General features: G+C 70.5%; 24 protein-coding genes. 17 read left to right on the forward strand and 7 right to left on the reverse strand.

Annotated features, from left to right (window positions below; genetic code table 11):
* Positions 1–3 precede the first annotated feature (3 nt).
* Positions 4–939 carry a polysaccharide deacetylase family protein gene (locus AC1ROY_RS05740; protein WP_493147633.1) on the forward strand — a complete coding sequence of 312 codons (936 nt, stop codon included), beginning with the start codon at positions 4–6 and terminating at the stop codon, positions 937–939.
* 21 nt (positions 940–960) lie between these two features.
* The gene (locus AC1ROY_RS05745; protein WP_493147634.1) at positions 961–1,938 is read left to right on the forward strand and encodes a glycosyltransferase family 2 protein; all 978 of its coding nucleotides are present in this window, start codon (positions 961–963) and stop codon (positions 1,936–1,938) included.
* Here AC1ROY_RS05745 and AC1ROY_RS05750 read toward each other — a convergent pair.
* On the reverse strand, positions 1,897–3,441 hold the full coding sequence (locus AC1ROY_RS05750; RefSeq protein ID WP_493147635.1) for a DUF6311 domain-containing protein: 1,545 nt from the start codon (positions 3,439–3,441) through the stop codon (positions 1,897–1,899). The genes AC1ROY_RS05745 and AC1ROY_RS05750 overlap by 42 nt on opposite strands.
* A 231-nt stretch (positions 3,442–3,672) precedes the next feature.
* On the opposite strand from AC1ROY_RS05750, the gene AC1ROY_RS05755 reads away from it, so the two are divergent.
* The 7 genes from AC1ROY_RS05755 to AC1ROY_RS05785 are packed head-to-tail and all read left to right on the forward strand — an operon-like array spanning position 3,673 to position 10,386.
* On the forward strand, positions 3,673–4,401 hold the full coding sequence (locus AC1ROY_RS05755; protein WP_493147636.1) for a sugar transferase: 729 nt from the start codon (positions 3,673–3,675) through the stop codon (positions 4,399–4,401).
* 38 nt (positions 4,402–4,439) lie between these two features.
* Complete coding sequence (locus AC1ROY_RS05760; protein ID WP_493147637.1) at positions 4,440–5,963, forward strand: flippase; 1,524 nt, start codon at positions 4,440–4,442, stop codon at positions 5,961–5,963.
* On the forward strand, positions 5,960–7,027 hold the full coding sequence (locus AC1ROY_RS05765; RefSeq protein ID WP_493147638.1) for a glycosyltransferase family 4 protein: 1,068 nt from the start codon (positions 5,960–5,962) through the stop codon (positions 7,025–7,027). The genes AC1ROY_RS05760 and AC1ROY_RS05765 overlap by 4 nt, the downstream gene beginning before the upstream one ends.
* Positions 7,024–8,181, forward strand: a complete 1,158-nt coding sequence (locus AC1ROY_RS05770; protein WP_493147639.1) for a glycosyltransferase — start codon at positions 7,024–7,026, stop codon at positions 8,179–8,181. The genes AC1ROY_RS05765 and AC1ROY_RS05770 overlap by 4 nt, the downstream gene beginning before the upstream one ends.
* Positions 8,178–9,050 carry a glycosyltransferase family 2 protein gene (locus AC1ROY_RS05775; RefSeq protein ID WP_493147640.1) on the forward strand — a complete coding sequence of 291 codons (873 nt, stop codon included), beginning with the start codon at positions 8,178–8,180 and terminating at the stop codon, positions 9,048–9,050. The genes AC1ROY_RS05770 and AC1ROY_RS05775 overlap by 4 nt, the downstream gene beginning before the upstream one ends.
* Positions 9,047–9,919, forward strand: a complete 873-nt coding sequence (locus tag AC1ROY_RS05780) for a glycosyltransferase family 2 protein (protein ID WP_493147641.1) — start codon at positions 9,047–9,049, stop codon at positions 9,917–9,919. The genes AC1ROY_RS05775 and AC1ROY_RS05780 overlap by 4 nt, the downstream gene beginning before the upstream one ends.
* On the forward strand, positions 9,919–10,386 hold the full coding sequence (locus AC1ROY_RS05785; RefSeq protein WP_493147642.1) for a GNAT family N-acetyltransferase: 468 nt from the start codon (positions 9,919–9,921) through the stop codon (positions 10,384–10,386). The genes AC1ROY_RS05780 and AC1ROY_RS05785 overlap by 1 nt, the downstream gene beginning before the upstream one ends.
* Before the next feature lie 351 nt (positions 10,387–10,737).
* Here AC1ROY_RS05785 and AC1ROY_RS05790 read toward each other — a convergent pair whose 3' ends face one another.
* The 6 genes from AC1ROY_RS05790 to AC1ROY_RS05815 form a co-directional block, all read right to left on the reverse strand.
* Entirely contained in the window at positions 10,738–11,112 is a 375-nt protein-coding gene (locus tag AC1ROY_RS05790) for a hypothetical protein (RefSeq protein ID WP_493147643.1), read from the reverse strand.
* A gap of 72 nt (positions 11,113–11,184) precedes the next feature.
* A complete protein-coding gene (locus AC1ROY_RS05795; RefSeq protein ID WP_493147644.1) occupies positions 11,185–11,718 on the reverse strand; it encodes a flavin reductase family protein in 534 nt (177 codons plus the stop codon).
* A 70-nt stretch (positions 11,719–11,788) separates the two neighbouring features.
* On the reverse strand, positions 11,789–12,583 hold the full coding sequence (locus tag AC1ROY_RS05800) for a YdcF family protein (protein WP_493147645.1): 795 nt from the start codon (positions 12,581–12,583) through the stop codon (positions 11,789–11,791).
* Positions 12,583–14,082, reverse strand: a complete 1,500-nt coding sequence (locus AC1ROY_RS05805) for a glycosyltransferase family 39 protein (protein WP_493147646.1) — start codon at positions 14,080–14,082, stop codon at positions 12,583–12,585. Before AC1ROY_RS05805 ends, AC1ROY_RS05800 begins: the two co-directional genes overlap by 1 nt.
* Before the next feature lie 53 nt (positions 14,083–14,135).
* The gene (locus AC1ROY_RS05810) at positions 14,136–14,855 is read right to left on the reverse strand and encodes a DUF459 domain-containing protein (RefSeq protein ID WP_493147647.1); all 720 of its coding nucleotides are present in this window, start codon (positions 14,853–14,855) and stop codon (positions 14,136–14,138) included.
* 101 nt (positions 14,856–14,956) lie between these two features.
* Positions 14,957–15,868 (reverse strand): DMT family transporter, encoded by a 912-nt coding sequence (locus AC1ROY_RS05815; protein ID WP_493147648.1) that lies wholly within the window; start codon positions 15,866–15,868, stop codon positions 14,957–14,959.
* A gap of 49 nt (positions 15,869–15,917) precedes the next feature.
* Between AC1ROY_RS05815 and AC1ROY_RS05820 the strand changes: the two genes are divergently transcribed.
* The 8 genes from AC1ROY_RS05820 (at position 15,918) to AC1ROY_RS05855 (ending at position 24,669) form a co-directional block, all read left to right on the forward strand.
* Positions 15,918–16,562, forward strand: a complete 645-nt coding sequence (locus AC1ROY_RS05820) for an NUDIX domain-containing protein (protein ID WP_493147649.1) — start codon at positions 15,918–15,920, stop codon at positions 16,560–16,562.
* The gene (locus tag AC1ROY_RS05825; RefSeq protein ID WP_493147650.1) at positions 16,559–17,278 is read left to right on the forward strand and encodes an alanyl-tRNA editing protein; all 720 of its coding nucleotides are present in this window, start codon (positions 16,559–16,561) and stop codon (positions 17,276–17,278) included. Before AC1ROY_RS05820 ends, AC1ROY_RS05825 begins: the two co-directional genes overlap by 4 nt.
* 3 nt (positions 17,279–17,281) lie before the next feature.
* Positions 17,282–18,121: a sulfurtransferase gene (locus AC1ROY_RS05830; protein WP_493147651.1), complete on the forward strand. Its 840-nt coding sequence runs from the start codon at positions 17,282–17,284 to the stop codon at positions 18,119–18,121.
* Positions 18,121–19,335 carry a cystathionine beta-lyase gene (metC, locus tag AC1ROY_RS05835; protein ID WP_493147652.1) on the forward strand — a complete coding sequence of 405 codons (1,215 nt, stop codon included), beginning with the start codon at positions 18,121–18,123 and terminating at the stop codon, positions 19,333–19,335. Before AC1ROY_RS05830 ends, metC begins: the two co-directional genes overlap by 1 nt.
* Positions 19,336–19,406: 71 nt before the next feature.
* A complete protein-coding gene (gene cysK, locus AC1ROY_RS05840) occupies positions 19,407–20,321 on the forward strand; it encodes a cysteine synthase A (RefSeq protein WP_493147653.1) in 915 nt (304 codons plus the stop codon).
* Between the two features lie 3 nt (positions 20,322–20,324).
* Positions 20,325–22,637, forward strand: coding sequence for a molybdopterin guanine dinucleotide-containing S/N-oxide reductase (locus AC1ROY_RS05845; protein WP_493147654.1), 2,313 nt, complete (start codon positions 20,325–20,327; stop codon positions 22,635–22,637).
* A 58-nt stretch (positions 22,638–22,695) separates the two neighbouring features.
* The gene (locus tag AC1ROY_RS05850; protein ID WP_493147655.1) at positions 22,696–23,712 is read left to right on the forward strand and encodes an amino acid ABC transporter substrate-binding protein; all 1,017 of its coding nucleotides are present in this window, start codon (positions 22,696–22,698) and stop codon (positions 23,710–23,712) included.
* Between the two features lie 63 nt (positions 23,713–23,775).
* On the forward strand, positions 23,776–24,669 hold the full coding sequence (locus tag AC1ROY_RS05855; RefSeq protein WP_493147656.1) for a dienelactone hydrolase family protein: 894 nt from the start codon (positions 23,776–23,778) through the stop codon (positions 24,667–24,669).
* Position 24,670: the final 1 nt, after the last annotated feature.

Raw genomic sequence — 24,670 nt, forward strand, 5'->3', positions numbered from 1 at the left:
ACGATGACGTTGCCTGGTGGAATGCCGCCGACAAGCCGCGATCTTGTCGGCTACGGGCGCAACCCTCCGAATCCCCGCTGGCCGGGCGGCGCGCGGCTGGCGCTCTCCTTCGTGGTGAATGTCGAGGAGGGGGCCGAGCTCTCGCTCGCCAGCGGCGATATCCGCAACGAGAGCGTGCACGAGATCCGCGAGGAGGTGACCGGCCAGCCCGACCCCTGCATGGAGACGCACTACGCCTACGGCGCGCGCGTCGGCATCTGGCGGATCCTGGACGCTTTCGATGCGACGGGCGTGAAGGCGACCTTCTCGGCCTGCGGCCGAGCCGTGGCGGCGAGCCCGCATCTCGCCGCAGCGCCGGCCGAGGCAGGGCACGAGGTCAGCGCCCATGGCTGGCGCTGGGAGAGCCTCGCCAACATGCCCGAGGCACAGGAGCGCGCTGTCATCGCCGGCACCGTCGACGCCATCGAGAAGGCCGCCGGAACGCGGCCGGTGGGGTGGCACACGCGCTCCGCCTCCTCGATGAACACGCGGCGCCTGCTGCTGGAGGAGGGCGGCTTCCTTTACGACAGCGACGTCTACGACGACGATCTGCCGAGACTATTCGCGCCCCACCCCGCGCGCCCCGACGCGCCCGGCCACGTGATCCTGCCCTATTCCTTCGACACCAACGACATGCGCTTCTCGCCCGGCGGCGGCTTCGTGCAACCCGAGGACTTCTCCCGGTATTGTATCGGCGCGATCGACTGGCTGATGCGCGAAGGGAAGACCACGCCGAAGATGCTCTCCATCGGGCTCCATCTTCGGATCATCGGCCGTCCCGGCCGCATGCCGGGACTGGCGGCGCTGCTGGAGCATGTGGCAAGGACGCCCGGCATCTGGGTCGCGCCCCGGCGCGAGATTGCGTCACATTGGCTCGAAATCGCCCAGGAAAGGCCTTGATCGGACGCCATTAGGAACCGCATGTCCCCCGCCCCCGCCATTTCCGTCGTCGTTCCCTGCTACAACGAGCAGGAGGTGCTGCCCGAGTTCCACAACCGCCTCGTGCCGGTGATGGATGCGATCGGCCGGTCCTGGGAGGTCGTCTATGTGAATGACGGCTCGCGCGACACGACGCTCTCGGTGATGACGGGCCTGGCCGCGGCGGATGCGCGGGTGGCGATCGTCAATCTCTCCCGCAACTTCGGCAAGGAGATCGCGCTGACGGCCGGCCTCGACCACGCGCGCGGCAGCGAGGGCGTCGTGGTCATCGACGCCGACCTGCAGGACCCTCCCGAGGTCATCCCGGAACTGGTCGCGGCCGCCCAGCAGGGCTTCGACGTCGCCTATGCCCAGCGGAGCGTCCGGCACGGCGAGAACTTCCTGAAGCGCGCCACGGCGGCCGCCTTCTACCGCGTGATGCAGCGGCTCGGCGGCAAGGTGCAGCTGCCCCGCGACACCGGCGACTTCCGCTACATGTCGCGCCGCTCGCTCGACGCCCTGCTGACGATGCGCGAGCAGCACCGCTTCATGAAGGGGCTCTTCGCCTGGGTGGGCTTTCCCTCCGTCGCCGTGCCCTACGAGCGCGCGCCGCGCGCCGCCGGCGAGACCAAGTGGAACTACTGGAAGCTGTGGAACCTCTCGCTCGAGGGCATCACCAGCTTCACCGTGGGGCCGCTCAAGATCGCGACCTATCTGGGGCTGGCCACCGCCTTCTTCGCCGGCCTCTACCTGCTGCAGCTGGTGGTGCGGACGATCTTCTTCGGCAATCCGACGGCCGGCTATCCGAGCCTGATGGCCGTGGTGCTCTTCCTCGGCGGTGTGCAGCTCATGACGCTCGGCATCATCGGCGAGTATCTCGGCCGCATCTTCAACGAGACCAAGGGGCGGCCGCTCTACCTGGTGGAGCGGCACCTGCCCTCATCGGCAGACCGTGAGGTCTCCCGCCGCCCGGCAGCCTGAGCCGGACAGCGCCGCCTGCGGCAAGCCCACGCGCAATTCGCCGGGCTGCAAGGGTGACGCCGACACCTCCGCATCCGTGCAGCGCGGCGGCGTGCGCCAGCGGGCGGCGTACATGGTGTTCACCGGGCGCGGCGTCTCGCTGGCCAGCAGCAGCAGCTCCAGCGTGCGGATCCGCGCGGCATCGTCGTCGGGGGCGATGCAGGGCCAGGACGGCAGGAAGGTGACGCGCTGCGCCGCGCGGAACAGCGGGCGCAGTTCGTCGGCCTCGACCGTCCAGGGCGCGTGCTCATGGGCCCAGGCGCGCAGCCCGTTGCGCATCGGTCCGGCATCGACGAATTGCAGCAGCCCGCAGGCGAGCAGGATCACGACGCCGCGCGGCCCCCGGCTTGCGAGCAGCACGGCCGCGCCGATCATCAGCGCGTAGCCCACCGGCCAGAAGAAGCGGCCGGAGGCGCGGAACTGCTCCAGGAATCCCGGCGCGGTGCCGAGGTCGAGGATGATCCGCTCGCCCAGCCCGATGCGGAAGGAGACGGCGATCGCCGTCAGGCCCAGCAGCGCCAGCACCAGGCCCAGATGCGCGCGCAGCCCCGGCGCGATGCGGCGCCCGGCCACCAGCGCCCCCGCGATCAGCGCCGCCCAGAGCCCGAGGCCGAGCCAGTTGTAGCCCTCCCAGCCGCCATGGCCGGTCGCGTCCACCTCGGCCTGGACCCAGCCGCCCAGGATCAGGGAGCGGAAGGGCCAGGCCGGCGAGAGCAGGTTCAGCGCATATTGCCCGTAGCCGCCGTCGCCCGAGGCGCCGAAATAGCCGAACGCCGCCATCACGCCGATCATGGCGGCCAGCGCGCAGGCCGCGCCGATCCCCGCGCGGAGGAAGCGCTCGCCCCGCAGCAGCAGCGTCAGCGGGACCGCGGCCAGCAAGGCCAGCGACATCAGCGCGAGATACGGATGGATCAGCAGCGCCACCGCCTGCCAGGGCACGGCGACCCACCACCAGCGCGACGATTCCAGCAGCCTGAAGTAAAGGCCCAGCGAGGCCAGGATCACGAAATGCCCGCAGAGCGCGGCATGGCCGTAGCGCAGGATGAAGGCGGGCATGGCGCTTGCCATGACAGCCACGGCGAGGCCTGGCCAGAAGCCGCGCACCCCTGCCCCGCGCAGCGCCCAGACCGCCGCCGCCGGCTGCAGAGTCCAGGCGATCGCATAGAACAGGCCGATCCCGTGAAAGCCCTCCGGCAGGATCGGGGCCAGGAGCTTCAGCGGCAGGGCCAGCGCCGGAATTCCGTCCAGAAACGCCAAATTCACATTTCCGAGGCTGCCCACATCCAGCGGCGGCCAGCGCCAGGCATCGGCCAGAAAATGCCGCTGGGCGATCGCATGCTGGGCCGCATCGCCCACCGGCCGCCAATCCAGCCCCGTGCGCGGCCAGATGAAATCCAGCCCGAACAGATGGATCGCCAGCAAAGCTCCCAGCAGGCATGAGGCGGGATAGGCGAGACGGGACAAGACGGGCTCCGGGCAATTGCATTCCTCGTGGCATTTCAGCCCCTTGCCGACAAGGTCGCGCTTTTTTGCGCTGCCACAATCCTGCCCCAACCGGGCCCGATTAACGCCAGCGATGGGGGTCAGAACCGCATCGTGGCCAGGGGGCGGATGATCTTCCCCCGCGCCGCAACCGGATCGGTGAGGGCGGCGTTTCGGCCCGGGATCACCGTGAATGAGGCCAGGATGCCTGGGTTGGACGCGTTTACGTCCCTGCAGCGTGAAGTGATCCTCCGCGAGACGCGGATGGGCGGCGAATACCGCGCCCCGAGCGTCATGCTGGCCCCGCCCCACGCCCAATGGCGCGAGGGGCTGCAGCCGGTCCTCAAGCGCGCGATGGACGTCGTCGGCGCCGGCGCCCTGTTGGCGATCCTGGCTCCCTTCATGCTGGCCATCGCCCTGATGATCCGCGCCGATGGCGGCCCGGCCATGTTCGGCCACCGCCGCGTGGGCCGGCACGGCCGCGAGTTCCTCTGCCTCAAGTTCCGCTCGATGGTGACCGACAGCCAGGCCCGCCTCGAGGCGCTGCTGGCCCGCGACCCCGAGGCCCGCGCCGAGTGGGAGGCCACGCACAAGCTCAAGAACGACCCCCGCGTGACGCGGATCGGCCGCTTCCTGCGCGCCACCTCGCTCGACGAGCTGCCGCAGCTCATCAACGTGCTGCTGGGACAGATGAGCCTCGTGGGCCCGCGCCCGGTCATCCAGAGTGAGCTCGACCGCTTCTACGGCGCCGCCGCGGCCCACTACATGAGCGTGCGCCCCGGCCTGACCGGGTTGTGGCAGGTCTCCGGCCGCTCGGACACCAGCTACGCCCAGCGCGTGGCGCTCGACGTGGCCTATGTGGCCCGCCCCTCGCTCTGGCAGGACATCGCCATCCTCCTGCGGACCCCCATGGCGGTGCTGTCGCGCCGCGGCGCCTGCTGAGCTAGGTTCGGCGCCTCCAAACAAGGCGCAGGCACCCAATGAGCCAGACCATCGAGGCGCGGGCCGGCGCGCGCCGCCTCCTCTCCGGCATGTTCTGGAACGCGATGGGGCGGGGCCTGCCCCTGCTCCTCGCTTTGGCCCTGACGCCCATCCTAGTCCAGGAGATGGGGTTGGAGCGCTGGGGCCTCTTCACCCTGGCGCTGGCGATGGTCGGCGTCTTCGGCATCTTCGACCTCGGCATCGGCCCGGCCCTGACCCGCGGGCTCTCGGAGCGCATGGCGGAGGGCGAGGACGCCGAGGCCGGCCGTCTTGTCGGCACCGCCATGCTGGCGCTGGGCGGCTTCGCGACGCTGGGCGCCGCCGTCTTCTGGGCGATCCTGCCCTGGCTCATGGGCCATGCGCTGAACGTACCGCCGGAATTGCAGGAGGAGGCGCTGGTCGCCTTCCGCGTCCTGGCCTGCGCGGCGCCGCTCATCGTGATCAACGCCGCGCTGTGGGGCGTGCTGGCGGCGCATCAGCGCTTCGCCGCCGCCAACCTCGTCACCATCCCCGTGGCGGCGATGTACTACGTCGGGCCGGTGCTGCTGCTGATGGTCTGGCCAAGCCTTGTCGCCGTGATGCTGGCGCTGGTGGCCTGCCGTCTCGCGAACACCCTCTCCTATCTCTGGCTGGCGCGGCCGCTGCTGCCGCGGCTCTCCGTCGGCAATCCGGCGATGGTGCTGCCGCTGCTGCGCATCGGCGGCTGGATGACCTTCGCCTCGCTGCTCAACCAGGCGCTGCTCTACGCAGACCGCTTCCTGATCGGCGCCATGCTGACGCTGGCCGCCGTGGCGCATTACGCGACGCCGCTCGACCTCGTGCTGCGCATGTGGATCCTGCCCATCGCCATTGCCCAGGCGCTGCTGCCGGCCATGGCCTCGGCCTTCCGCACGCTGCCCGAGGTCACCTCGGGCCTGCTGCGCCGCGGCGCCATGCTGATGATCCTGCTGACCTTGCCGCCCTGCCTCGTCCTGGCCGGTGCCGGCGACTGGGCGCTGCGCCTGTGGCTCGGTGCGGATTTCGCCGCGAATGGCGGGATGGTACTGCGCATCCTGGCCGCGGGCATCTTCTTCTCCTGCGCCTCCTTCGCGGCCAATGCGCTGCTCGACGCGATCGGCCGGCCGGATGCGACGGCGAAGCTGATCCTGGCCGAGGTGGTGGTGTTCCTGCCGGTCTCGGCGGTCATGCTCTGGTGGATCGGCATCGAGGGCGCGGCGATCGCCTGGGGCATCCGCGCGACGGCGGATTGCGTGGGAAAATTCTGGCTCGCGGGCTGGCTCTATCCGCCGGCGCGCGCGGCGGCGCAGCGGCTCGCGCTGCCGCTGATCCTCTCCTTCCTGGCCCTGGCGGCGACGGTGCTTGCGCCCGACTGGCGCTGGGCCACGGCCATCGCCCTGCCTGGCTTCCTCCTCGTCGCGCTCGCGACCCTGCGGGTGCTGACGCCGGTGGAGCGCACCACGCTGCGCCCCCTGCTGCGGCGCCCCTGGCAGGCGCGGCGGCTGCTGCAATCGGGCCTCGCATGATCGCGCTGAACGGGCGTTTCCTCACCCAGGGCCTCACCGGCGTGCAGCGCTACGCGCGCGAGATCACGCGGGCGCTGGATGCGCTGGTCGCCGCCGGCGAGGCGCCGCCGATCCGGCTGCTGGCGCCGCCGGGCGCGGAGGGGCTGGAGGCCTTTCCCTTCCTCGCGCCTGGTATCGTCGGCAGCCGCACGGGCCAGCTCTGGGAGCAGCTCGACCTGCCGCGCGCGCTGTCCGGCGATTTCCTGCTGAATCTCGGCAACACCGCGCCGATCCTGGCCGGCGCCAACCAGGCCGTGGTGATCCACGACGCCGGCGTCTTCGACACGCCGGAGAGCTATTCCTGGCAGTTCCGCAGCTGGTACCGGACGATGCAGCGGATCCTGGTGTTCCGGGGCGCGCGGGTCCTCACCGTCTCGGAATTCTCGGCGGAGCGGATCGAGGCGAATCTGGGCGTCGAGGATGTCGACCTCGGCGTCACGTTGGAGGGCGGCGAGCACATCCTGCGCGCGCCGGCCGACACCACGGTCCTGGAGCGTCATGGCCTCGCGCGGCACGGCTATGCGCTGGTGGTGGGCACGGGCGCTGCGCACAAGAACCTCGCCGCACTGCGCGACGCCATCGGCGCCCTGGGCGCGCGCGGGCTGGTGCTGGCCGTGGCCGGCGCGAAGGATGCGGGCGTCTTCCGGCAGGAGGGCGGTGCGGAGCTGGACCAGCACATCCGGCCGCTGGGCCGCGTGAGCGATGCGGAATTGCGCGCGCTCTACGAATCGGCGCTCTGCCTGGTCTTCCCCTCGCGCTACGAGGGTTTCGGCCTGCCGCCGGTCGAGGCCATGTGGTGCGGCTGCCCTGTCGTCGCGAGCCGCATCGGCGCCGTCGCGGAGGTCTGCGGCGACGCGGCGCTGTGGTTCGACGCGGCGCGACCGGAAAGCCTCGGCGAGGCCATCGGAAAGCTCGCCGACGATGCCGGATTCCGCGCCGCGATCGCCGAGGCCGGCCGCCATCGAACCGCCCGGTTTTCATGGGACGCAGCGGCCCGAAGACTGCTGGGATTTCTGCCGCGATGAAGATCGCCATCATCCATGAATGGCTGGACAGCTATGCCGGCTCGGAGCGCGTGGTGGAGCAGATGCTCGCCTGTTTTCCGGAGGCGGATCTCTATGCGCTCTGCGACTTTTTGCCCGACGGCCAGCGCGGATTCCTGGGCGGCAAGGTGCCGCGCACCAGCTTCATCCAGCGTCTGCCCTTCGCGAAAAGGATGTTCCGGAACTACCTGCAGCTCATGCCGCTCGCGATCGAGCAGTTCGACCTGCAGGGCTACGACCTCGTCGTGTCGTCGTCGCACGCCGTGGCCAAGGGCGTCATCACGGGGCCGGGCACGAAGCATGTCTCCTACGTGCACAGCCCGATGCGCTACGCCTGGGACCTGCAGCACCAGTATCTGCGCCAGGCCGGGCTGACTCGCGGCCTCAAGGGCCTCTACACGCGCTGGCTGCTGCACCGCCTGCGCGGCTGGGACCAGCTGAGCTCGGCGCGGCCCGACGTGATCCTCGGCAATTCCAGCTACATCGTGGAGCGCATCCGGAAAGTCTGGCGGCGCGAGGCGGAGGTGCTGCACCCGCCGGTGGATCTCGACGGCTTTCCGCTCAGCACGGCGCCGCGCACGCACTTCCTCGTGGCCTCGCGGCAGGTGCCCTATAAGCGGGTGGAGCTCGTCGCCGAAGCCTTTGCCCGCATGCCCGAGCTGAAGCTGGTCATCGCCGGCGACGGGCCTTCCGCGCCGCTGGTCGCCGAGGCCGCGAAGGGCGCCGATAACATCGAGGTCCGCGGCCGCGTGCCGCAGGCGGAGCTGGTCTCGCTGCTCCAGGGCGCGCGCGCCTTCGTCTTCGCCGCCGAGGAGGATTTCGGCATCGCCATGGTCGAGGCGCAGGCCTGCGGCACGCCGCTCATCGTCTATGGCCGCGGCGGCTCGCGCGACATCGTGGCGGATGGCAGGACGGGCCTCTTCTTCGAGGAGCAGAGCGCCGACGCGATCGTCGCCGCCGTGCGCGCCTTCGTCGCACGCGAGGCGGATTTCACGCCCGGGGCCTGCCACGCCCAGGCGCAGCAGTTCAGCATCGCGGAGTTCCGCCGGAAGCTGCTGGACGTCGTGTCGCGAGATCTGGCGCCGCCGATTCAGCCCTCCGCGCCTGCGGCGCTCCGGCCATCGGAGGCGACGTGATCTCGCTGGTCGTGTCCACGAAGGGCCGCGTCGCCGAGATCGGCGAGCTCTTCGACAGCCTGCTCGCCGATGCCAGCGCCGAATTCGAGGTGCTGCTGGTGGATCAGAACGAGGACGGCCGCCTCGATGCGCTGGTGGAGACCTACGCCCCGCGCCTGAAGCTGCGCCACCTGCGCAGCCCCCGCGCGCATGCCAATGCCGGACGCAACCTCGGCCTGCAGCACGCGCGCGGCGACCTCGTGGGCTTTCCCGACGACGACTGCGTGTTCCCGGCGGGCGTGCTCGGCCAGGTGCGCACGGCCTTCGACGCCGATCCGGCGATCGCCATCCTCACCGGCCCGGCCGCCGCGCCGCAGGGCGGGCTGGGCTCCGGCCGCTGGAACGAGGCGGCGGGCGCGATCACCCTGCAGAACGTCTGGACCAGCGTGATCGAGTTCAACCTCTGGCTCCGGCGCGACATGGCGCTCGCCCTCGGCGGCTTCGACGAGGCGATGGGCCCGGGCGCGCGCTTCGGCTCGGCCGAGGGCAACGACCTCGTCTGCCGTGCCATGGCGAAGGGGCTGGCAGCCCGCTACGCACCGGAGCTGCGCGTGGTCCATCCCGACAAGCGGCTCACGCCGGAGGCCGTCGCGCGCGCGGAGCGCTACGGGCTCGGCCTCGGCTTCGCGCTGCGGCGGCATGGCGTGCCGGCGGCGACCTGGGCGCCGTTCCTGTACCGCCCGCTCGCCGGTGCCGGCCTCTCACTGCTGCGCGGTCGCCTGCTGAACGCGCGCTACTACCTCGCGACCTTCCAGGGCCGGCTGTCCGGTTTCCTGTCCGCCGAATCCCGCGCCCTGCCCCATCCGGCGCCGCTGGAGAGCCTTGCATGAGGATCGCCATCGGCATCGCCACGCGCGGCCGCCCGGCCATCCTCGGCGAGGTGCTGCAGGAGCTCGACCGCCAGACCCGCGCGCCGGACCGCATCGTGGTCTGCCATGTCACCGACAGCGACATCACGGGCCTGAAGGAGCGCTTCCCCGGCGTCGAGTTCCTCACCTCGCCGGCCGGCCTGCCGCGCCAGCGCAACCGCATCCTCGACGCCATCGGCGATTGCGATGCGGTGCTCTTCCTCGACGACGATTTTCTGGCCGGCCCGCGCTGGCTGGAGGCGCTGGAGGGCGTGCTGTCCGCGCATCCCGAATGCGCGGTCGCCACCGGCACGGTCGTCGCCGACGGCGCCAAGGGCCCCGGCATCACGCCGGACGCCGCGCGCGAGGTCCTGGCCGCCGACACGCCGCCCGCCGACCTCCTCGGCTTCCACGATCACTTCAACGGCTATGGCTGCAACATGGCGCTGCGCCTCGCCCCCGTCCGCGCGCACGGGCTGCGCTTCGACGAGAAGCTGCCGCTCTACGGCTGGTACGAGGACCTGGACCTCACGCGCCGGCTGCTGCCCTACGGCAGGATCTACCGCCTGCACGGCGCGCGCGGCGTGCATCTCGGCACCAAGTCCGGCCGCGTGCCGGGCATCAAGCTCGGCTATTCGCAGGTGGTGAACCCCGTCTACCTCGCGCGCAAGGGCAGCTATCCCTGGAGCCATGCGCTGCGCTCGGTCGCGCGGCATTGCGCGATGAACCTGGCGCGCTCGCCGATGCCGGAGCCCGAGGTGGACCGCTGGGGCCGCTTCCGCGGGAACCTGCGCGGGCTGATCGACCTCGCGACCGGCCGCGCCGATCCGGAACGGATCCTCACCCTGTGATGCCAGGCGCCTGGCGAATCGTGCGGATCGCCGACCGGCCGGACCTCATTCCCGTGGTGGCGAACTGGCTCTGGGACGCCTTCTGGCAGCCCAACGGCCACCGGCTGGACGAGGTGCGCGAAATCCTCGCGGAGGCCACGGCCGAGACCGGCCCGCCGCAATCCTTCGTGCTCCTCGCCGGCGAGGTGCCCTGCGGCACCGCGAGCTTCATGTCCGCCGATCTCGAGATCCGCAACGACATCGGCCCCTGGCTCGCCGGCGTCTATGTCGTGCCGGAGGCGCGCGGCCAGGGCTGCGCGCAACGGCTTGTCGCGGCGGTGGTGGAGGCGGCGCGGATGGCGGGCGACACCTCGCTCTATCTCTACACGAACGATGCGCAGGGGCTTTACGAAGGGCTCGGCTGGCATCGGATCGAGGAGACGGTCGACAACAATCGTCCCGTCACCATCATGCGACTTGATCTATAGCGAAATCATCTACCGAAGAATCTGGAAAAGGCGAAGACCAGGACGTTTTTTCGATTAATACATGCCTCGAAGTTATCAACCCTCGGTTGATTATTTCATGAGGCATTCATGCGACGGCGTAATTTTCTCTGTGGATTTGGTCTGCTGACCCTGCTCGCGCCGAAGGACGCGTCGGCAAGGTCGTCCTTTCGTGTCTCGCGGATGCGAACCCCTCGCGCCTCGCGCCACCGGGCCCAGCGCAGCGTCATGCAGGATTTCCGCTTTCGCCAGCGCAGCAACCGATTCTGAGAAAAGGAGCAGGGCTCCGCCCTGCACCCGCTGGAGCCGAAAGGCCCCAGACCCCGATCCATGTCAGCACGGACGGCCCGGCGCGAGCTCCCCGCGGGCAAGCAGCAACGCGACATCGCATTGCGCCTCCGAGGCGCGGCGCCCGAGCGAGCAGGTCAGGTTCCCCACGCGCCTCGTGCGCCAGCCAGGCTGGCAGGCGTCGCTGCGGATGGGGCCGGACATGGCGTTGAACATCCGCCGGGCGGCCGCGCCGGTGATGGTCAGGTAGGCATGCGTGCCGGCGGGCTCGCCAGGCGGCGGATCGACCAGGGTGGCCCCGCCGAACAGGACCTCGCCGGCCAGCCGCTCCGTGGCCAGGTCCTGCGCTGCCGCGAGCTCCGCGCCGGCCAGCAGCGCCACCAGCACCAGCGCACCGCCTTTCCGTCTGTCGAAAGCCATGCCGCACCCTCCGTCTGGCCTCGGCATCCTAACCGGAACGCCCCGGACGGCCACGAGAATGGGCCGCCGCGCCTACGGCATCTTCGACGGCAGCCGGATGATGTCCCCATCCACCGCGAAGGTCCCGTAGCCCCGGTGATGAATGGTCTTCGGCTCCTTCCGCCCCGGCTCCCGCCAGGCCTTCACCACCTCGAGCACGAAGAGGTTGAGCTTGTTCACCAGCCGCGTCTCCACCACGCGGCATTCCAGGTTGGCGAAGCACTCGGCCACCAGCGGCGCCTTCACCTCCTGCGCCGGCAGGGCCGTCAGCCCGATCGTCGCGAACTTGTTCACGTCCCGGCCCGAGCAGTTGCCGACCGCCACCACCTTGGGCGCCAGCTCCACCGGGGGGATGGCGATCACGCATTCCCGCGTGGCGCGCAGCGCCTCGAAGCTGTGGTCGCCGCTGCTCACGATGCAGGCCACCAGCGGTGGCGTGAAATCGACCATCATGTGCCAGGACATGGTCATGACATTGGGCCGGCCGCGCCGGGCCGTCGTCAGCAGCACGACAGGCCCCGGCTCCAGCAGCTGGTAGACCTTCGCGAGGGGCAGGTCCTTCATCATGGGCGCGGCTCCGGCGGATGTGGGAAGCGGCGATCCTGCCGCTGCCTTCCGCCCGCCGCCCTGCGCGGGATCAGGGCGCGGGGAAGAGCGCGCTGGTCCGCCCGAGGAGCCGGTAGGCGATCAGCCCCACATATTCCCGCACCGCCCATTCCGCCTGCCCGAGCCGGAAGGAGAAGGGCGGGTCGAACCAGCCGGCTCCGCCTGGCGCGGTGGAGTAGTTCACCGGCCAGGGCGTGATCTCCCATCCCGCGCGGCGGAAGCAGCCGACCGAACGCGGCATGTGGCTCGCCGAGGTCACCAGCAGCCAGCGCTCGCCGGGCTGCGGATTCGCCACGCGGCGGGAGAAGTTCGCATTCTCCCAGGTGTTGCGGGACTCGCCCTCGAAGAGGACCCGCTCGCCCTCGAGCCCCATCGAGGCCCAGAGCTGCCGCGCGACATCGGCCTCCGTCTCCTGGCCGGTGACCACGGTGCCCTGGCCGCCGGTGAAGAGGATGCGCGCCTCCGGATGGCGCCGCGCGAGGGCGACGGCCTCGGTCATGCGCTCGGCGGCGCCGTTGAGGGCGGGGATGCCGCGGCGCTCGGTCAGGAGCTGCTCGACCGCGCCGCCCAGGACGATCACGCCGTCCACGCGCTCGAACCCGGCGGGGCGCGGGAAGCGGTCCTCCAACGGCAGGGTGATCCAGGCGGGCAGCGGCGTCAGCAGCACGGCCACGAACCAGCCGAGGCCAAGCACCAGCGGCACTCTCCCCCAGCGCCGGTGGGCGATCAGGGCGATTGCGCCGATCACCGCCAGCAGCAGCGCGAAGGTGTTCGGCCGCGCGAACATCCAGAAGACCTTCGAGACGAGGAAAAGGATATCCTCCATCACTCGGCCTCCACGCGGCGCCAGAGTTCCACGGTCCCGCGTTCCTCTACGAAGCTCGCGGCGAGCTCATAGCCCTCCTCCAGCGCCTCCGTGAGCATCGACATCGCCGAGGGCCGCATGGCGAACCACTCGCTGCGGTCGAGCACGATGAAGCGCGGCCGGGACTCGAGGATGCGCTTCACCTCGGCATCCGTGTCCACGCCGGCGAGGTTGGAGAAGCTGCCCGTCAGGTGCACCGGGAAGGGGAAGCGCGTCGGCAGGTTCGCGTGGGTCAGGAAATAGACCACGGGCTGGTAGTTCGGCACGAAGATCGTGTCGCCGGGCTGGAGCTCGTCATTCATCATCGCGGCCATGCGGCGGGGCGTATCGGGGCTGCCCATGGCGAAACCGCGGCTGAGGCGTGGCGAAAGATCGGTCGCCACGATGTCCGCGCAGATCGCGACGATCGCGACGCCCAGCAGCAGGCGGCCGCGATGCCCGGCGGCGAAGCGCGTGAAGGCATAGGCGCCGGTCGCGGCCAGCAGCGCCAGCGGCGGGATCGAGATCAGGAAGTAGTGCGGGAAGAAGAAGCCCGGCCCCGCCACCGCGAGCCCGGCGGCGCAGAGCCAGGCCGTGCCCAGAAGGGCCAGCCGCCGCAGCGTGGGCTCGCGCCAGGAGAAGAGCAGCGCCGCCAGCGCCAGGGCCAGCAGCCAGCGCAGCGCCAGCGCCGCGAGCGTGATGCGCCAGAGCATCTGCTCGGTCGGGATGCGGCCGGAGGCGTATTGCAGCGGCGCCAGGATGGTGCTGGCCCACCAGATCCCGAACTCGCCGCGCAGCGCGTAGATTCCCGCAACCAGCAGCGTCGGCGCCAGGCACAGCGCGGCATAGGCGGCGGCGAAGCGCAGCAGCGCCAGCCATTGCCGCGCCCGCAGCGCGGGCCAGGCGAAGAGCGCGAAGATCAGGCAGCCTTCCGGCGTCACCACCGGCTTGATGACCAGCGCCACGCCGATCAGCACGCCCATGCCGATGAGCCGCGGCCACGGCCGGCCCTCCATCAGCGCGATCGCCAGGGCGAAGACCACCAGCGGCGCGAAGATGATCTCGGTGTTGGAGGCGAGGCCGCCCAACAGCAGGCTGTGCGCCGCGTAGAGCAGCGCCGCGGCGTAGCCGAGGCTGCGCGGCCCCGACATCACGCGGGTCAGCAGGATCAGGGCATAGCCGGTCGCGGTGACGCAGAAGGCGCCGAGGAAGCGCACCGTCTGCAGGCTCTCGCCGCCCAGCAGGAAGGCGCCGGCGATGGCGGCGGGCGCGCCCACCGGATGCATGTCCCAGACGCCCGAGAGCGGCCAGTTGCCGCGCAGCCATTCGCGCGCCTGGAGGATGTAGAGGCTCTCGTCCCAGTCGATCACCGAGGGCAGGAAGGAGGCCCAGCGCAGCCCCGCCACCAGCAGAGGCAGCAGCAGCAGCGCCAGGACCCAGCGCAGGCTCAGGCGTTCGCGAACGACGGTCTCGGAGGACATCCGCGGAAATTGGCCCCTGTCAGGCCGGCGGGCAACCATGCCTCCCGGAGAGGCTACCGCCGCGGCAGTCGCCGGTTGCCGAGCTGCGCCTCGATCTGCGGCACCACGACCTCGGCGATGCGGAAGTAGCCGTTCTGCGTGAAGTGGAGGGCGTCCGGCTGGCGCAGCGAGGTGGGGTGGCTGCGGCCGTTGAACCATTTCTCATCGTAGCGGCCGTTGTGCAGCGTCAGCGGCCGCAGATGGAGGAAGGGGATGTTCGCGCGCCGCGTGGCCTGGGCCTGCAGCGCGTCGATCCAGGCATAGGCCTGGTCGATCTGCGGCGAGCCGGCGGAGGGCAGCCCCACCCAGAGCGGCGCGATCCGGGCCGCGCGCAACATGGCCACCAGTCGGGCCATGCGCTCCGCATAGGCCTCGGCATATTCCTGGCTGCCGAAGGCCAGGCTGTCCCGATTGTCGTCGAAGGTCAGGCGCTGGTTGTCCACGCTGCCGAGGCTGATCACCGCGGCCGCGTAGCGGTTCGGGGCGGCCCGGAGCAGCTCCTCCAGCCGGGCGAACCAGTTGCTGAAATTGGCCATGCGCGCATCGGCCTGGGCGAGGCCCGTGTTGACGATGCCGCGCGCATCCACGGTCACGTCCCAGGCCAGGACCCAGGTGAGGCCGATCGCAAGGCCGTTCGAATGCGAATCCCCGATGACGAGGATGTGTGGGCCTCGACGGCCCTCGCTCAGCAGCGTCTGGCGGCCCTGCGCGCCCGCCGACGGGGCGGCGAGCACAGATGAGCCGGCGAGCAATACCCCTCGGCGCGTTTCTCCCATGCGGGCATTTTATTTGTCCGGACACATCAAAAACAAGAATGTTCCGAATCGCGGGACACTCAGCGCTTGAGGCCGAGCTGCATTTCCCGGTGCCAGATATAGAGGCCGGAGGCGACGAGGATCAGGATTCCCGCACCGTCCCAGAGGTCCGGCGCCTCGGCCCAGACGACGGCACCGAGCAAGGTTGTCCACACAATTCCGGAATACTCGAAGGGCGCAACCAGGGTGGGCTCGCCGGACCGGTAGGCCTCGGTCATCAGCAGTTGCGCCAGCGCCGAGACCATCCCGATCCCGAGCAGCAGCCCCCATTGCGTGCCCGTGGGCCAGACCCAGCCCGGCAGGCTCGCGATCCCCGCGACCGCCGCGGAGCCGACGGCGAACCAGAACACGATCGAGACGCCGGATTCGCCGGCCTCGCCCATGCGGCGGATGGTGATCATGGCCAGCGCCCAGCTCAGCGCGGCCGCCAGCACGATGAGGCTCGGCAGCAGCGGCAGGTCGCCGGCGCCCCCGCTCCACGGCCGCACCATCAGGACCACGCCCGCGAAGCCGACAAGCACAGCCGAGCCCCGCCGCCAGCCCACATGCTCGCCCAGCAGCGGCACGGCCAGCACCGTCAGGAAGAGCGGCATGGTGAAGCCCAGCGCGGTGACGGCGGCGAGCGGCATGGTGGCATAGCCGTAGAAGGCACCGGCCATGCCGATCAGCCCGAAGACCATGCGCCAGACATGCCCCGCGGGGTTCGTCGTCCGGAGCTCGCCCCAGCCTCCCGCCTGGCGCAGCAATGGCAGGAGCACCGGGAAGGCGAAGATGCTGCGGAACAGCACGAGCTGGGCCAGGGGCACCTGTCCGCCCAGTGCCTTCACGCAGGCCGCCGCGCCCGCGAAGAGGATCGCCGCGCCGAGAATCGCGAGAATGGCGCGCCGGCGTGCGGAGCGCGCCGCCGGTCGGGCCGGAGAAAGACTTTGCAAGGCTCGGCTCATGGACTGGCGTTGGGGACAAGGTTACGGTCTGGCCCGCATGAGCGCCAGACCACCCAAGGCCCCCCCCATCGCGCCCTATCCCGGCCTCGAGATCCGCGAAGACGAGCTGGTCTGGAGCGGGCGCTTCCCGTTGCAGCGGGTGCGCTTCAGCTATGAGCGCTTCGACGGCGCGCGCTCGCCGGAGCTGACCTGGGAGCTGTGGCGCCGCGGGGCCGGCGTGGCCATGCTGCCCTTCGACCCCCGGGCGGATCGCGTGGCGCTGATCGAGCAGTTCCGCCTGCCGGTGCACGCCGCCGGCCTGCCGCCGATCCACACGGAATGCGTGGCGGGGCTGCTGGAGGCGGGCGAGGATCCCGAGGAAGCCGCCCGCCGCGAGACGCAGGAGGAGGCCGGCCTCGCGCCTGATATCGTCGAGAAGATCGGCCAGTTCATGCTCATGCAGGGCGGCTGTGACGAGCTGATGTTCCTGCATTGCGGCCGCGCGCGGCTGCCGGAGCCCGACGCCGTGAAGAACCACGGGCTGGCCCATGAGGGCGAGGACATCCGGCTCCTGATCATGTCGACGGAGCGCGCCTTCGCGCTGCTCGACGCCAACGAGATCCGCAACGCCACCTGCGCCCTCAGCCTCTTCTGGCTGCGCCAGAACCACGCGCGCCTGCGCGACGAATGGACCCGTGAATGACCGAAGTCCTCTACCGAGCCGATTCCTACCTGCGCGACCTGACGGCGCGGGTCGTCTCGGCCGATCCGGCGGGCGTCGTGCTCGACCGCACCATCTTCTACGCCCGCGCCGGCGGCCAGCCCGGCGATTCCGGCATCATGCACTGGGAGGGCGCCGATGCGGCCATCCTCGAGGCGGTGAAGGGCGAGGGCGACGCGATCCTGCACAGGCTCCCGGAAGGCGCCACGCTGCCCGCGCCGGGCACCGAGGTACGGGTCGCGCTCGACTGGCAGCGCCGGCACCGCCACATGCGCATGCACAGCGCCATGCACCTGCTCTGCAGCCTGATCCCCGGCGCCGGCGTCACCGGCGGGCAGGTCGGCGCGGACAAGTCGCGGCTGGACTTCGACCTCGCGGAGCCGCCGACCAAGGAATCCCTCACCGAAGGGCTGAACGCGCTGATCGCCGCCGACCATCCCATCTCCGACACCTGGATCACCGAGGCCGAGCTGGACGCCAATCCCGGGCTGGTGCGCACCCTCTCCGTGCAGCCGCCGCGCGGCTCCGGGCAGATCCGGCTCGTGCGCATCGGCAGCCTCGACGCGCCCGTGGACCTGCAGCCCTGCGGCGGGACGCATGTGAGGAGCACGGCCGAGATCGGCCGCGTGGAAGTGACGAAGATGGAAAACAAGGGGCGGCAGAACCGCCGCATCAGCATCGTGCTCGTGGAGGGCTAGTTCATGGAGAATCTCGTTTCGACCGAGTGGCTGGCGGCCGAACTCGGCAAGCCGGACCTCGTCGTCTTCGACACCACCAAGTACCTCCCCAACGAGCCCTTCGACGGCAAGGCGAAGTTCCGCGAGGCGCATATCCCCGGCGCGCGCTTCTACGACATCGACGAGGTCGCCGACCCCGACGCCGAGCTGCCCCACATGATCCCGAGCGCCGCGCGCTTCGAGAAGCTGATGGGCCTGATGGGCGTCGCCAACGGCAGCCGGATCGTCTTCTACGACCAGAAGGGGCTGCAATCCTCCGCCCGCGGCTGGTGGCTCATGCGGCTCTTCGGCCACGAGAAGGCCGCCGTGCTCGACGGCGGCCTGCCGAAATGGGCGCGGGAGGACCGTGCCGTGCAGTCCGGCGACGAGGAGCCCGTGACCTTCACCGACTATGTCGCGGATTTCGTCGCGAGCCGGGTGCTCGGCATCGGCGACGTGAAGCGGATTCTGACAAACGGCGACAGGCTCGTCCTCGACGCGCGCGCCGCCGGGCGCTTCAAGGGCACGTCCCCCGAGCCGCGCCCCGGCCTGCCTTCGGGGCACATGCCGGGAGCGCAGAACATCCCCTTCAACGAGCTCTTCGCGCCCGACGGCACCATGCTGCCGGAGGAGGCCCTGCGGGCCCGCTTCTCCCTCGCCGGCGCCGACGGATCGCGCCCGCTGGTGACGAGCTGCGGCACCGGCGTCACCGCCTGCATCCTCACCCTCGGCGCCCTGCGCGCCGGGCTGCCCGAGCCCGCCGTCTATGACGGCTCCTGGACCGAATGGGCGAGCCGGCCCGAAACCCCGAAGGTCACCGCCTGATGCCAAACGATCATGACTCCGGCGATCACAACGCCGCCGACAAGAAGCTCGGCTTCGCCACCCGCATGAGCCATGGCGGCCGCGCGGGCGTGAAGATCCACGGCTTCGTGAATCCGCCCGTGCATCGCGGCTCGACCGTGCTCTACCCCGATGCGGAGGCGCGACGCGACGGCGGAGCGAAGCGCTTCGAGCGCTACATGACCTACGGCACCGCCGGCGGCCCCACGCATTACGCGCTGGAGGACGTGATCGCCGACATCGAGGGCGGCACGCGCTGCACCATCGTCGGCACCGGCCTCGCCGCCGTGACCGTGCCGCTGACGGCCTATCTGAAGAACGGCGACCATTGCCTGATCCCGGACAGCTGCTACGGGCCTGCGCGGAACTTCGCCAGCACGCTCATGAAGGACTGGGGGATCGAGACCACCTTCTACGATCCCTGCGTGGACGAAGCCGGCATGGCCGCGCTCATCCGGCCCAACACCAAGGTGGTCTATCTGGAGAGCCCCGGCTCCCACACCTTCGAGGTCCAGGACGTGCCGGCCCTCGCCCGCGCCGCGCACGCCCGCGGCTGCAAGGTGCTGATGGACAACACCTGGGGCATCCACAACTTCCAGCCCTTCGAGCATGGCGTGGACGTTTCGATCCAGGCGCTGACCAAGTATGTCGGCGGCCACTCGGACATCCTGCTCGGCAGCATCACCACCAACTCCGAGGAGGATCACCGGGCCATCCGGACGGCCTCCTCCACCATGGGCCACTACGCCTCGCCCGATGATTGCTGGCTGGCGCTGCGCGGCGTGCGCACCATGGCGATGCGCCTCAAGGCGCAGGAGGCGGCCAGCATCGAGGTCGCGGCCTGGCTGGAGAAGCAGCCGCAGGTGAAGCACGTGCTGCATCCGGCTCTGCCGTCGCATCCGCAGCACGCCCTCTACAAGCGCGACTTCACGGGCGGATGCAGCCTGTTCGGCGTGGTGCTGGATCCGCAATACGACCAGGGCGGCATGTTCCGCTTCGTGAACGCGCTGCAGCTCTTCGGCATCGGCGCGAGCTGGGGCGGCTTCGAGAGCCTGGCCCTGCCGACCTCGGGCTTCATCACGCGGACCGCCGGCTCCGGGGACTTCGGCGGGCCGATGCTGCGGCTGCATATCGGGCTCGAAGACACGAAGGACCTGATCGCGGACCTTGCACAGGGGCTGCGCGTGCTGAACTAAGGCGAGGGGCTCCGCCCCTCGACCCCGCCAGGGAGCACGCTCCCTGGACCCTCATCACCCGGGAGCAAGCCATGAAGGCCACGGACGTCCTCGCCACGATCGGCAATACCCCCCACATCCGCCTCGGGCGCCTCTTCCCCGATGCCGAGGTCTGGGTGAAGTCCGAGCGCTCCAATCCCGGCGGCTCCATCAAGGACCGCATCGGCGTCGCCATGGTCGACGCCGCCGAGGCCGACGGCTCGCTGAAGCCGGGCGGGACCATCATCGAGCCCACCTCCGGCAACACCGGCATCGGGCTGGCCATGGCCGCGGCCATCAAGGGCTACAAGCTCATCCTCGTCATGCCCGAGAGCATGTCGGTCGAGCGCCGGCGCCTCATGCAGGCCTACGGCGCCAGCTTCGACCTCACCCCGCGCGAGAAGGGCATGAAGGGCGCCATCGCCCGCGCCGCGGAGCTAGTTGCGGCCACGCCCGGCGCCTGGATGCCCCAGCAGTTCGAGAACCCGGCCAATGTCGAGATCCACGTGAAGACCACGGCCCGGGAGATCCTGGCCGACTTCCCCGAGGGGCTGGACGCCATCATCACCGGCGTCGGCACCGGCGGCCACATCACCGGCTGCGCGAAGGTGCTGAAGAAGGCATGGCCGAACCTCAAGGTCTTCGCCGTGGAGCCCACCGCCTCGCCGGTGCTGTCCGGCGGCACGCCCTCGCCGCATCCGATCCAGGGCATCGGCGCCGGCTTCGTGCCGGGCATCCTGGACATGAGCCTGCTGGACGGCGTGATCCAGGTCACCGCGGACGACGCGAAGGACTACGCGCGCCGCTCGGCGACGAAGGAGGCGCTGCTGGTCGGCATCTCCTCCGGCGCCACCCTGGCCGCCATTGCGCAGAAGATACCCGAGCTTCCGGCCGGTTCGCGCATTCTCGGCTTCAATTATGACACCGGCGAGCGCTACTTTTCCGTTCCCGACTTCCTGCCGGAGTAGCGAATGCCCGAAGCGCCCCCGTTCCTGCCGCATTCCTCCCATTGGGGGAATTTCACCGCGCGCTGGCACGAGGGGCGTCTGGAGCTGCGGCCGCATCCGGGTGATCCGGATCCGAGCCCCATCCTCGGCAACATGGAGGCGGCGCTGCGCCACCCGGCCCGCATCGCGCGGCCCATGGTTCGGCGGGGCTGGCTGCAGCGCGGGCCGGGGCCGAGCGCCGATCGCGGCAGCGACGAGTTCGTGCCCATGGAATGGGACCGGGTGCTCGACCTGCTCGCCGCCGAGCTGAAGCGGGTGAAGGTGCAGCATGGGCCGCAATCCGTCTTCGGCGGCTCCTACGGCTGGTCCAGCGCCGGGCGCTTCCACCACGCGCAGAGCCAGGTGCATCGCTTCCTGAACATCGCGCTGGGCGGCTACGTCCGCTCGGTGAACTCCTATAGCGCGGGCGCCTCTGGCGTGATCCTGCCGCGGATCGTCGGCCCCATGGAGAGCATCTCCCGCCGCAACGTGACCTGGGAGGCGATCGCCGAGCACAGCGAGATCGTCCTCTCCTTCGGCGGCATGGCGCTGAAGAACAGCATGGTCGCGAGCGGCGGCATCAGCCGGCACGTGGAGCGCGGTTCCATGAAGGCGGCGCGCGAGCGGGGCGCGGAATTCGTCCTCGTCGGCCCGCTGCGCGACGACCTGCCGGAGGAGGCGGGCGCGGAATGGCTGCCGATCCGCCCAAACACCGACACGGCGCTGATGCTGGGGATCACCCACACGCTGGTCGCCGAGGGGCTGCACGATGCCGCCTTCCTCGCGCGCTACACCGACGGCTGGGACGTCTTCGAGGGCTACCTGATGGGCCGCACCGACGGTCAGCCGAAGGATGCCGCCTGGGCCGCCGCGATCGCCGATGTGCCTTCGGAAACCATCGTCTCGCTGGCCCGCCGCCTCGCCGGGCGCCGCAGCCTGGTCACCGTCGCGCATTCCCTCCAGCGCGCCGAGTTCGGCGAGCAGCCGGTCTGGATGGGCCTCGTCCTCGCCGCGGCGCTGGGGCAGATCGGCCTGCCGGGCGGAGGCTACCATTATTCGCTGGGCGCGCTCGGACATACGGGGCGGCGCAACGTGGCCACGCCCGTCGCCGCGCTGAACCAGGGGAAGAACTCCGTGCGCGAGTTCATCCCGGTCGCCCGCATCACCGACATGCTGCTCAATCCGGGTGGCCGCTTCGACTATGACGGCAAGCAGTACGCCTATGCCGACATCAAGCTGGTCTACTGGGCCGGCGGCAATCCCTTCCATCACCACCAGGACCTCAACCGCCTGCGCCGCGGCTTCGCCAAGGTCGACACGCTGATCGTCCATGACAGCGCCTGGACGGCCTCGGCCCGCCATGCCGACATCGTGCTCCCCGCCACCGTGACCATGGAGCGCGAGGACATCGGCGCCGCGCCGACCGATCCGCTGATCATCCCCATGCACCGCATCGCCGAGCCCTATGGCGAGGCGCGCGACGACTTCGCCATCTTCTCGGCCCTGTCCGAGCGGCTGGGCTGCGCGGAAGCCTTCACCGAGGGCCGCAGCGTGCGCGAATGGCTCGCCCACCTTTATGAGCCGGCCCGCGAGGCGCTGGCGAAGCTCGGCCGGCCCGCGCCCGATTTCGAGACGCTCTGGCGCGAAGGCCCGCTGGAGATCCCCTTCGCGCCCGACGATGGCGGCACGCTCCGCGCCTTCCGCGAGGATCCGGAGGGCAACGCGCTGCACACCGAATCCGGCCGCATCCAGGTCTTCTCGCCCGTGATCGCCGGCTTCAACTATCCGGACTGCCCGGGCCATCCGACCTGGCTCGAGCCCGTGGACGTGCCTCATGCCGAGGCCCCGCTCCGCCTCGTCGCCAACCAGCCGGCGACGAAGCTGCACAGCCAGCTCGACTTCGGCGCGACCAGCCAGGGCGCCAAGCGCCGCGGCCGCGAGGTGGCGCGCATGCACCCCGGCGATGCCGCCGCGCGCGGCATTGTGGAGGGCGACATCGTCAGGCTCTTCAACGCACGCGGTGCCTGCCTCGCCACCGCCCACATCACCGAGACGGTGGCGGAAGGCATCGTGAACCTGCCGACCGGCGCCTGGTACGACCCGGACGATGCCTCGGCCGAGGCGCCGCTCTGCGTGCACGGCAACCCGAACGTGCTGACGCGCGACGCCGGCACCTCGCGCCTCGCCCAGGGCTGCACGGGCCAGCTCACCTCGATCGAGGTTGAACGCTTCGAGGGCAACCTGCCTCCCATCCGGGCCTATGAGCCGCCAGGGGGCCTCGCCGCCGCCGCCGAATAGGCTGGCGCGGCGGCGCCGTTTTCCGCACCCTCCGGGCCAGCTGAACAAGGAGCTCGGAATGCGCCTCGCCGTCCTCGCCACCCTCCTCCTGCTGCCCGCGCTGGCCGCCGCCCAGGTCGCGGCCGGCCCCACCCTCGCCTCCGTGCGCAGCAAGGGGACCGTGGACTGCGCCGTCGGCACCGGCACGCCGGGCTTCGGCGCACCGGACAGCCAGGGCGTCTATCGCGGCCTCGACCCGGATTCCTGCCGCGCCATCGCCGCTTCCGTCTTCGGCGATGCGAGCCGCGTGCGCTTCACCCCCGTCGCCGGCGGCCAGCGCATGACCATCGTGCAGACCGGCGCCGTCGACGTGGTGACCAGCACGCTGACCTGGAGCCATTCGCGCGACACGGCCAATGCGCTGAACTTCGCCGCCATCAACTTCTACGACGGCCAGTCCTTCCTGGTGCGCATCTCCGCGAACATCCGCACCTCGCGCGACCTGGACGGCGCGGCGATCTGCGCCACCGCCGGCTCCACCAGCGAGCTCAACGTCGCGGACTGGGCGCGCTCCAACAACCTGCGCTACCGGCCCGTGGTCTTCGAGCGGGCCGACGAGGCCCGCGCCGCCTACGCCTCCGGCCGCTGCGACAGCTATTCGACGGATGCCAGCCAGCTCGCCGCCATCCGCAGCTCGCTGCCCAATCCGGCGGAGCACGTCGTCCTGACGGAGCGCATCAGCAAGGAGCCGCTGGCGCTGGCCGTGCGCCATGGCGACGACCAGTGGTTCGACATCGTGCGCTGGACCATCTTCGCGATGATCGAGGCCGAGGAGCTCGGCGTCACCCAGGCCAATGTGGACGAGATGCTGAACAGCCAGGTCCCGGCGATCCGCCGGCTGCTGGGACAGGCGGGCGACCACGGGCCGATGATGGGGCTGGACCGGCGCTGGGCGTACAACATCATCAAGGCCGTGGGGAATTACGGCGAGGTCTACGAGCGGCACCTCGGGCCGAACACGCCGATCGGGCTGACGCGCGGGGTGAACAACCTGTGGAACCATGGCGGACTGATGTACTCGCCGCCCATTCGCTGAGGATCGCTAACCGTCGGCCCTCGGCCAGCGAAGACGTGTCGCCATCGGAAGGATCTGCCGACCATGAACAAGCTCGCCGACCTGCCCTCCGCGGACGACATGATCTCGCCCTCCCCCTTCCAGCGCCCGGGGCGGCGCGGATTTCTCGGCGGGGCCGGCGCCGGCGTGGCCGCCGGCTATACCCTCGCCGCCGGGCCGGTGATCGCGCAGACCATCGTCACGACCGACACAAACGGGCTGGTGGCGGGCGACATCATGATCCCCGTCCCGGACCGGCCCATCCCTGGCTACCGCGCGCGGCCGGCGGGCGGTTCGAACTGGCCGGTCGTGCTGGTGTGCCAGGAGATCTTCGGGCTCCACGAATACATCAAGGACGTGTGCCGGCGACTGGCCAAGGCGGGCTACCTGGCCGTCGCGCCGGACTACTACGTGCGCCAGGGCGACCCGAAGAACGCCGAGAACGTGCAGGCCGCGGCCGCCATCGCGATGCGCAAGCCGGATGACGAGCTGAACCGCGACCTCGACGCGACCTGCGCCTGGGCCGTCACCGATGGCGGCAGCGCGGACAGACTCGCCATCATCGGCTTCTGCCGTGGCGGGCGGAACGTCTGGGAGTATTCGGCGCAGAACCCGCGGCTGAAGGCAGGCATCGCCTTCTACGGCCCGGTGGCGAACCCTGCGACGGCGATCACGCCGCGCACGATCCAGCAGCTCGTGCCCGAGATCAAATGCCCGATCCTGGGGCTCTACGGCGCGGCGGATACGGGCATTCCCGTGGACGGCCTGCGCCAGATGGAGGCCGCCATGCAGGCTGCGGGAAAATCCTTCACGCTGGTGATCTACCCGGACGCGCCGCACGGCTTCCACGCCGACTACCGCCCCAGCTATCGCCGCGAGGCGGCCGAGGACGCCTGGCGGCGGATGCTGGACTTCCTCAAAGCCCACGGCGTGGGCTGAG

Source organism: Roseococcus sp. GW821-FHT12F05, from assembly GCF_058806835.1.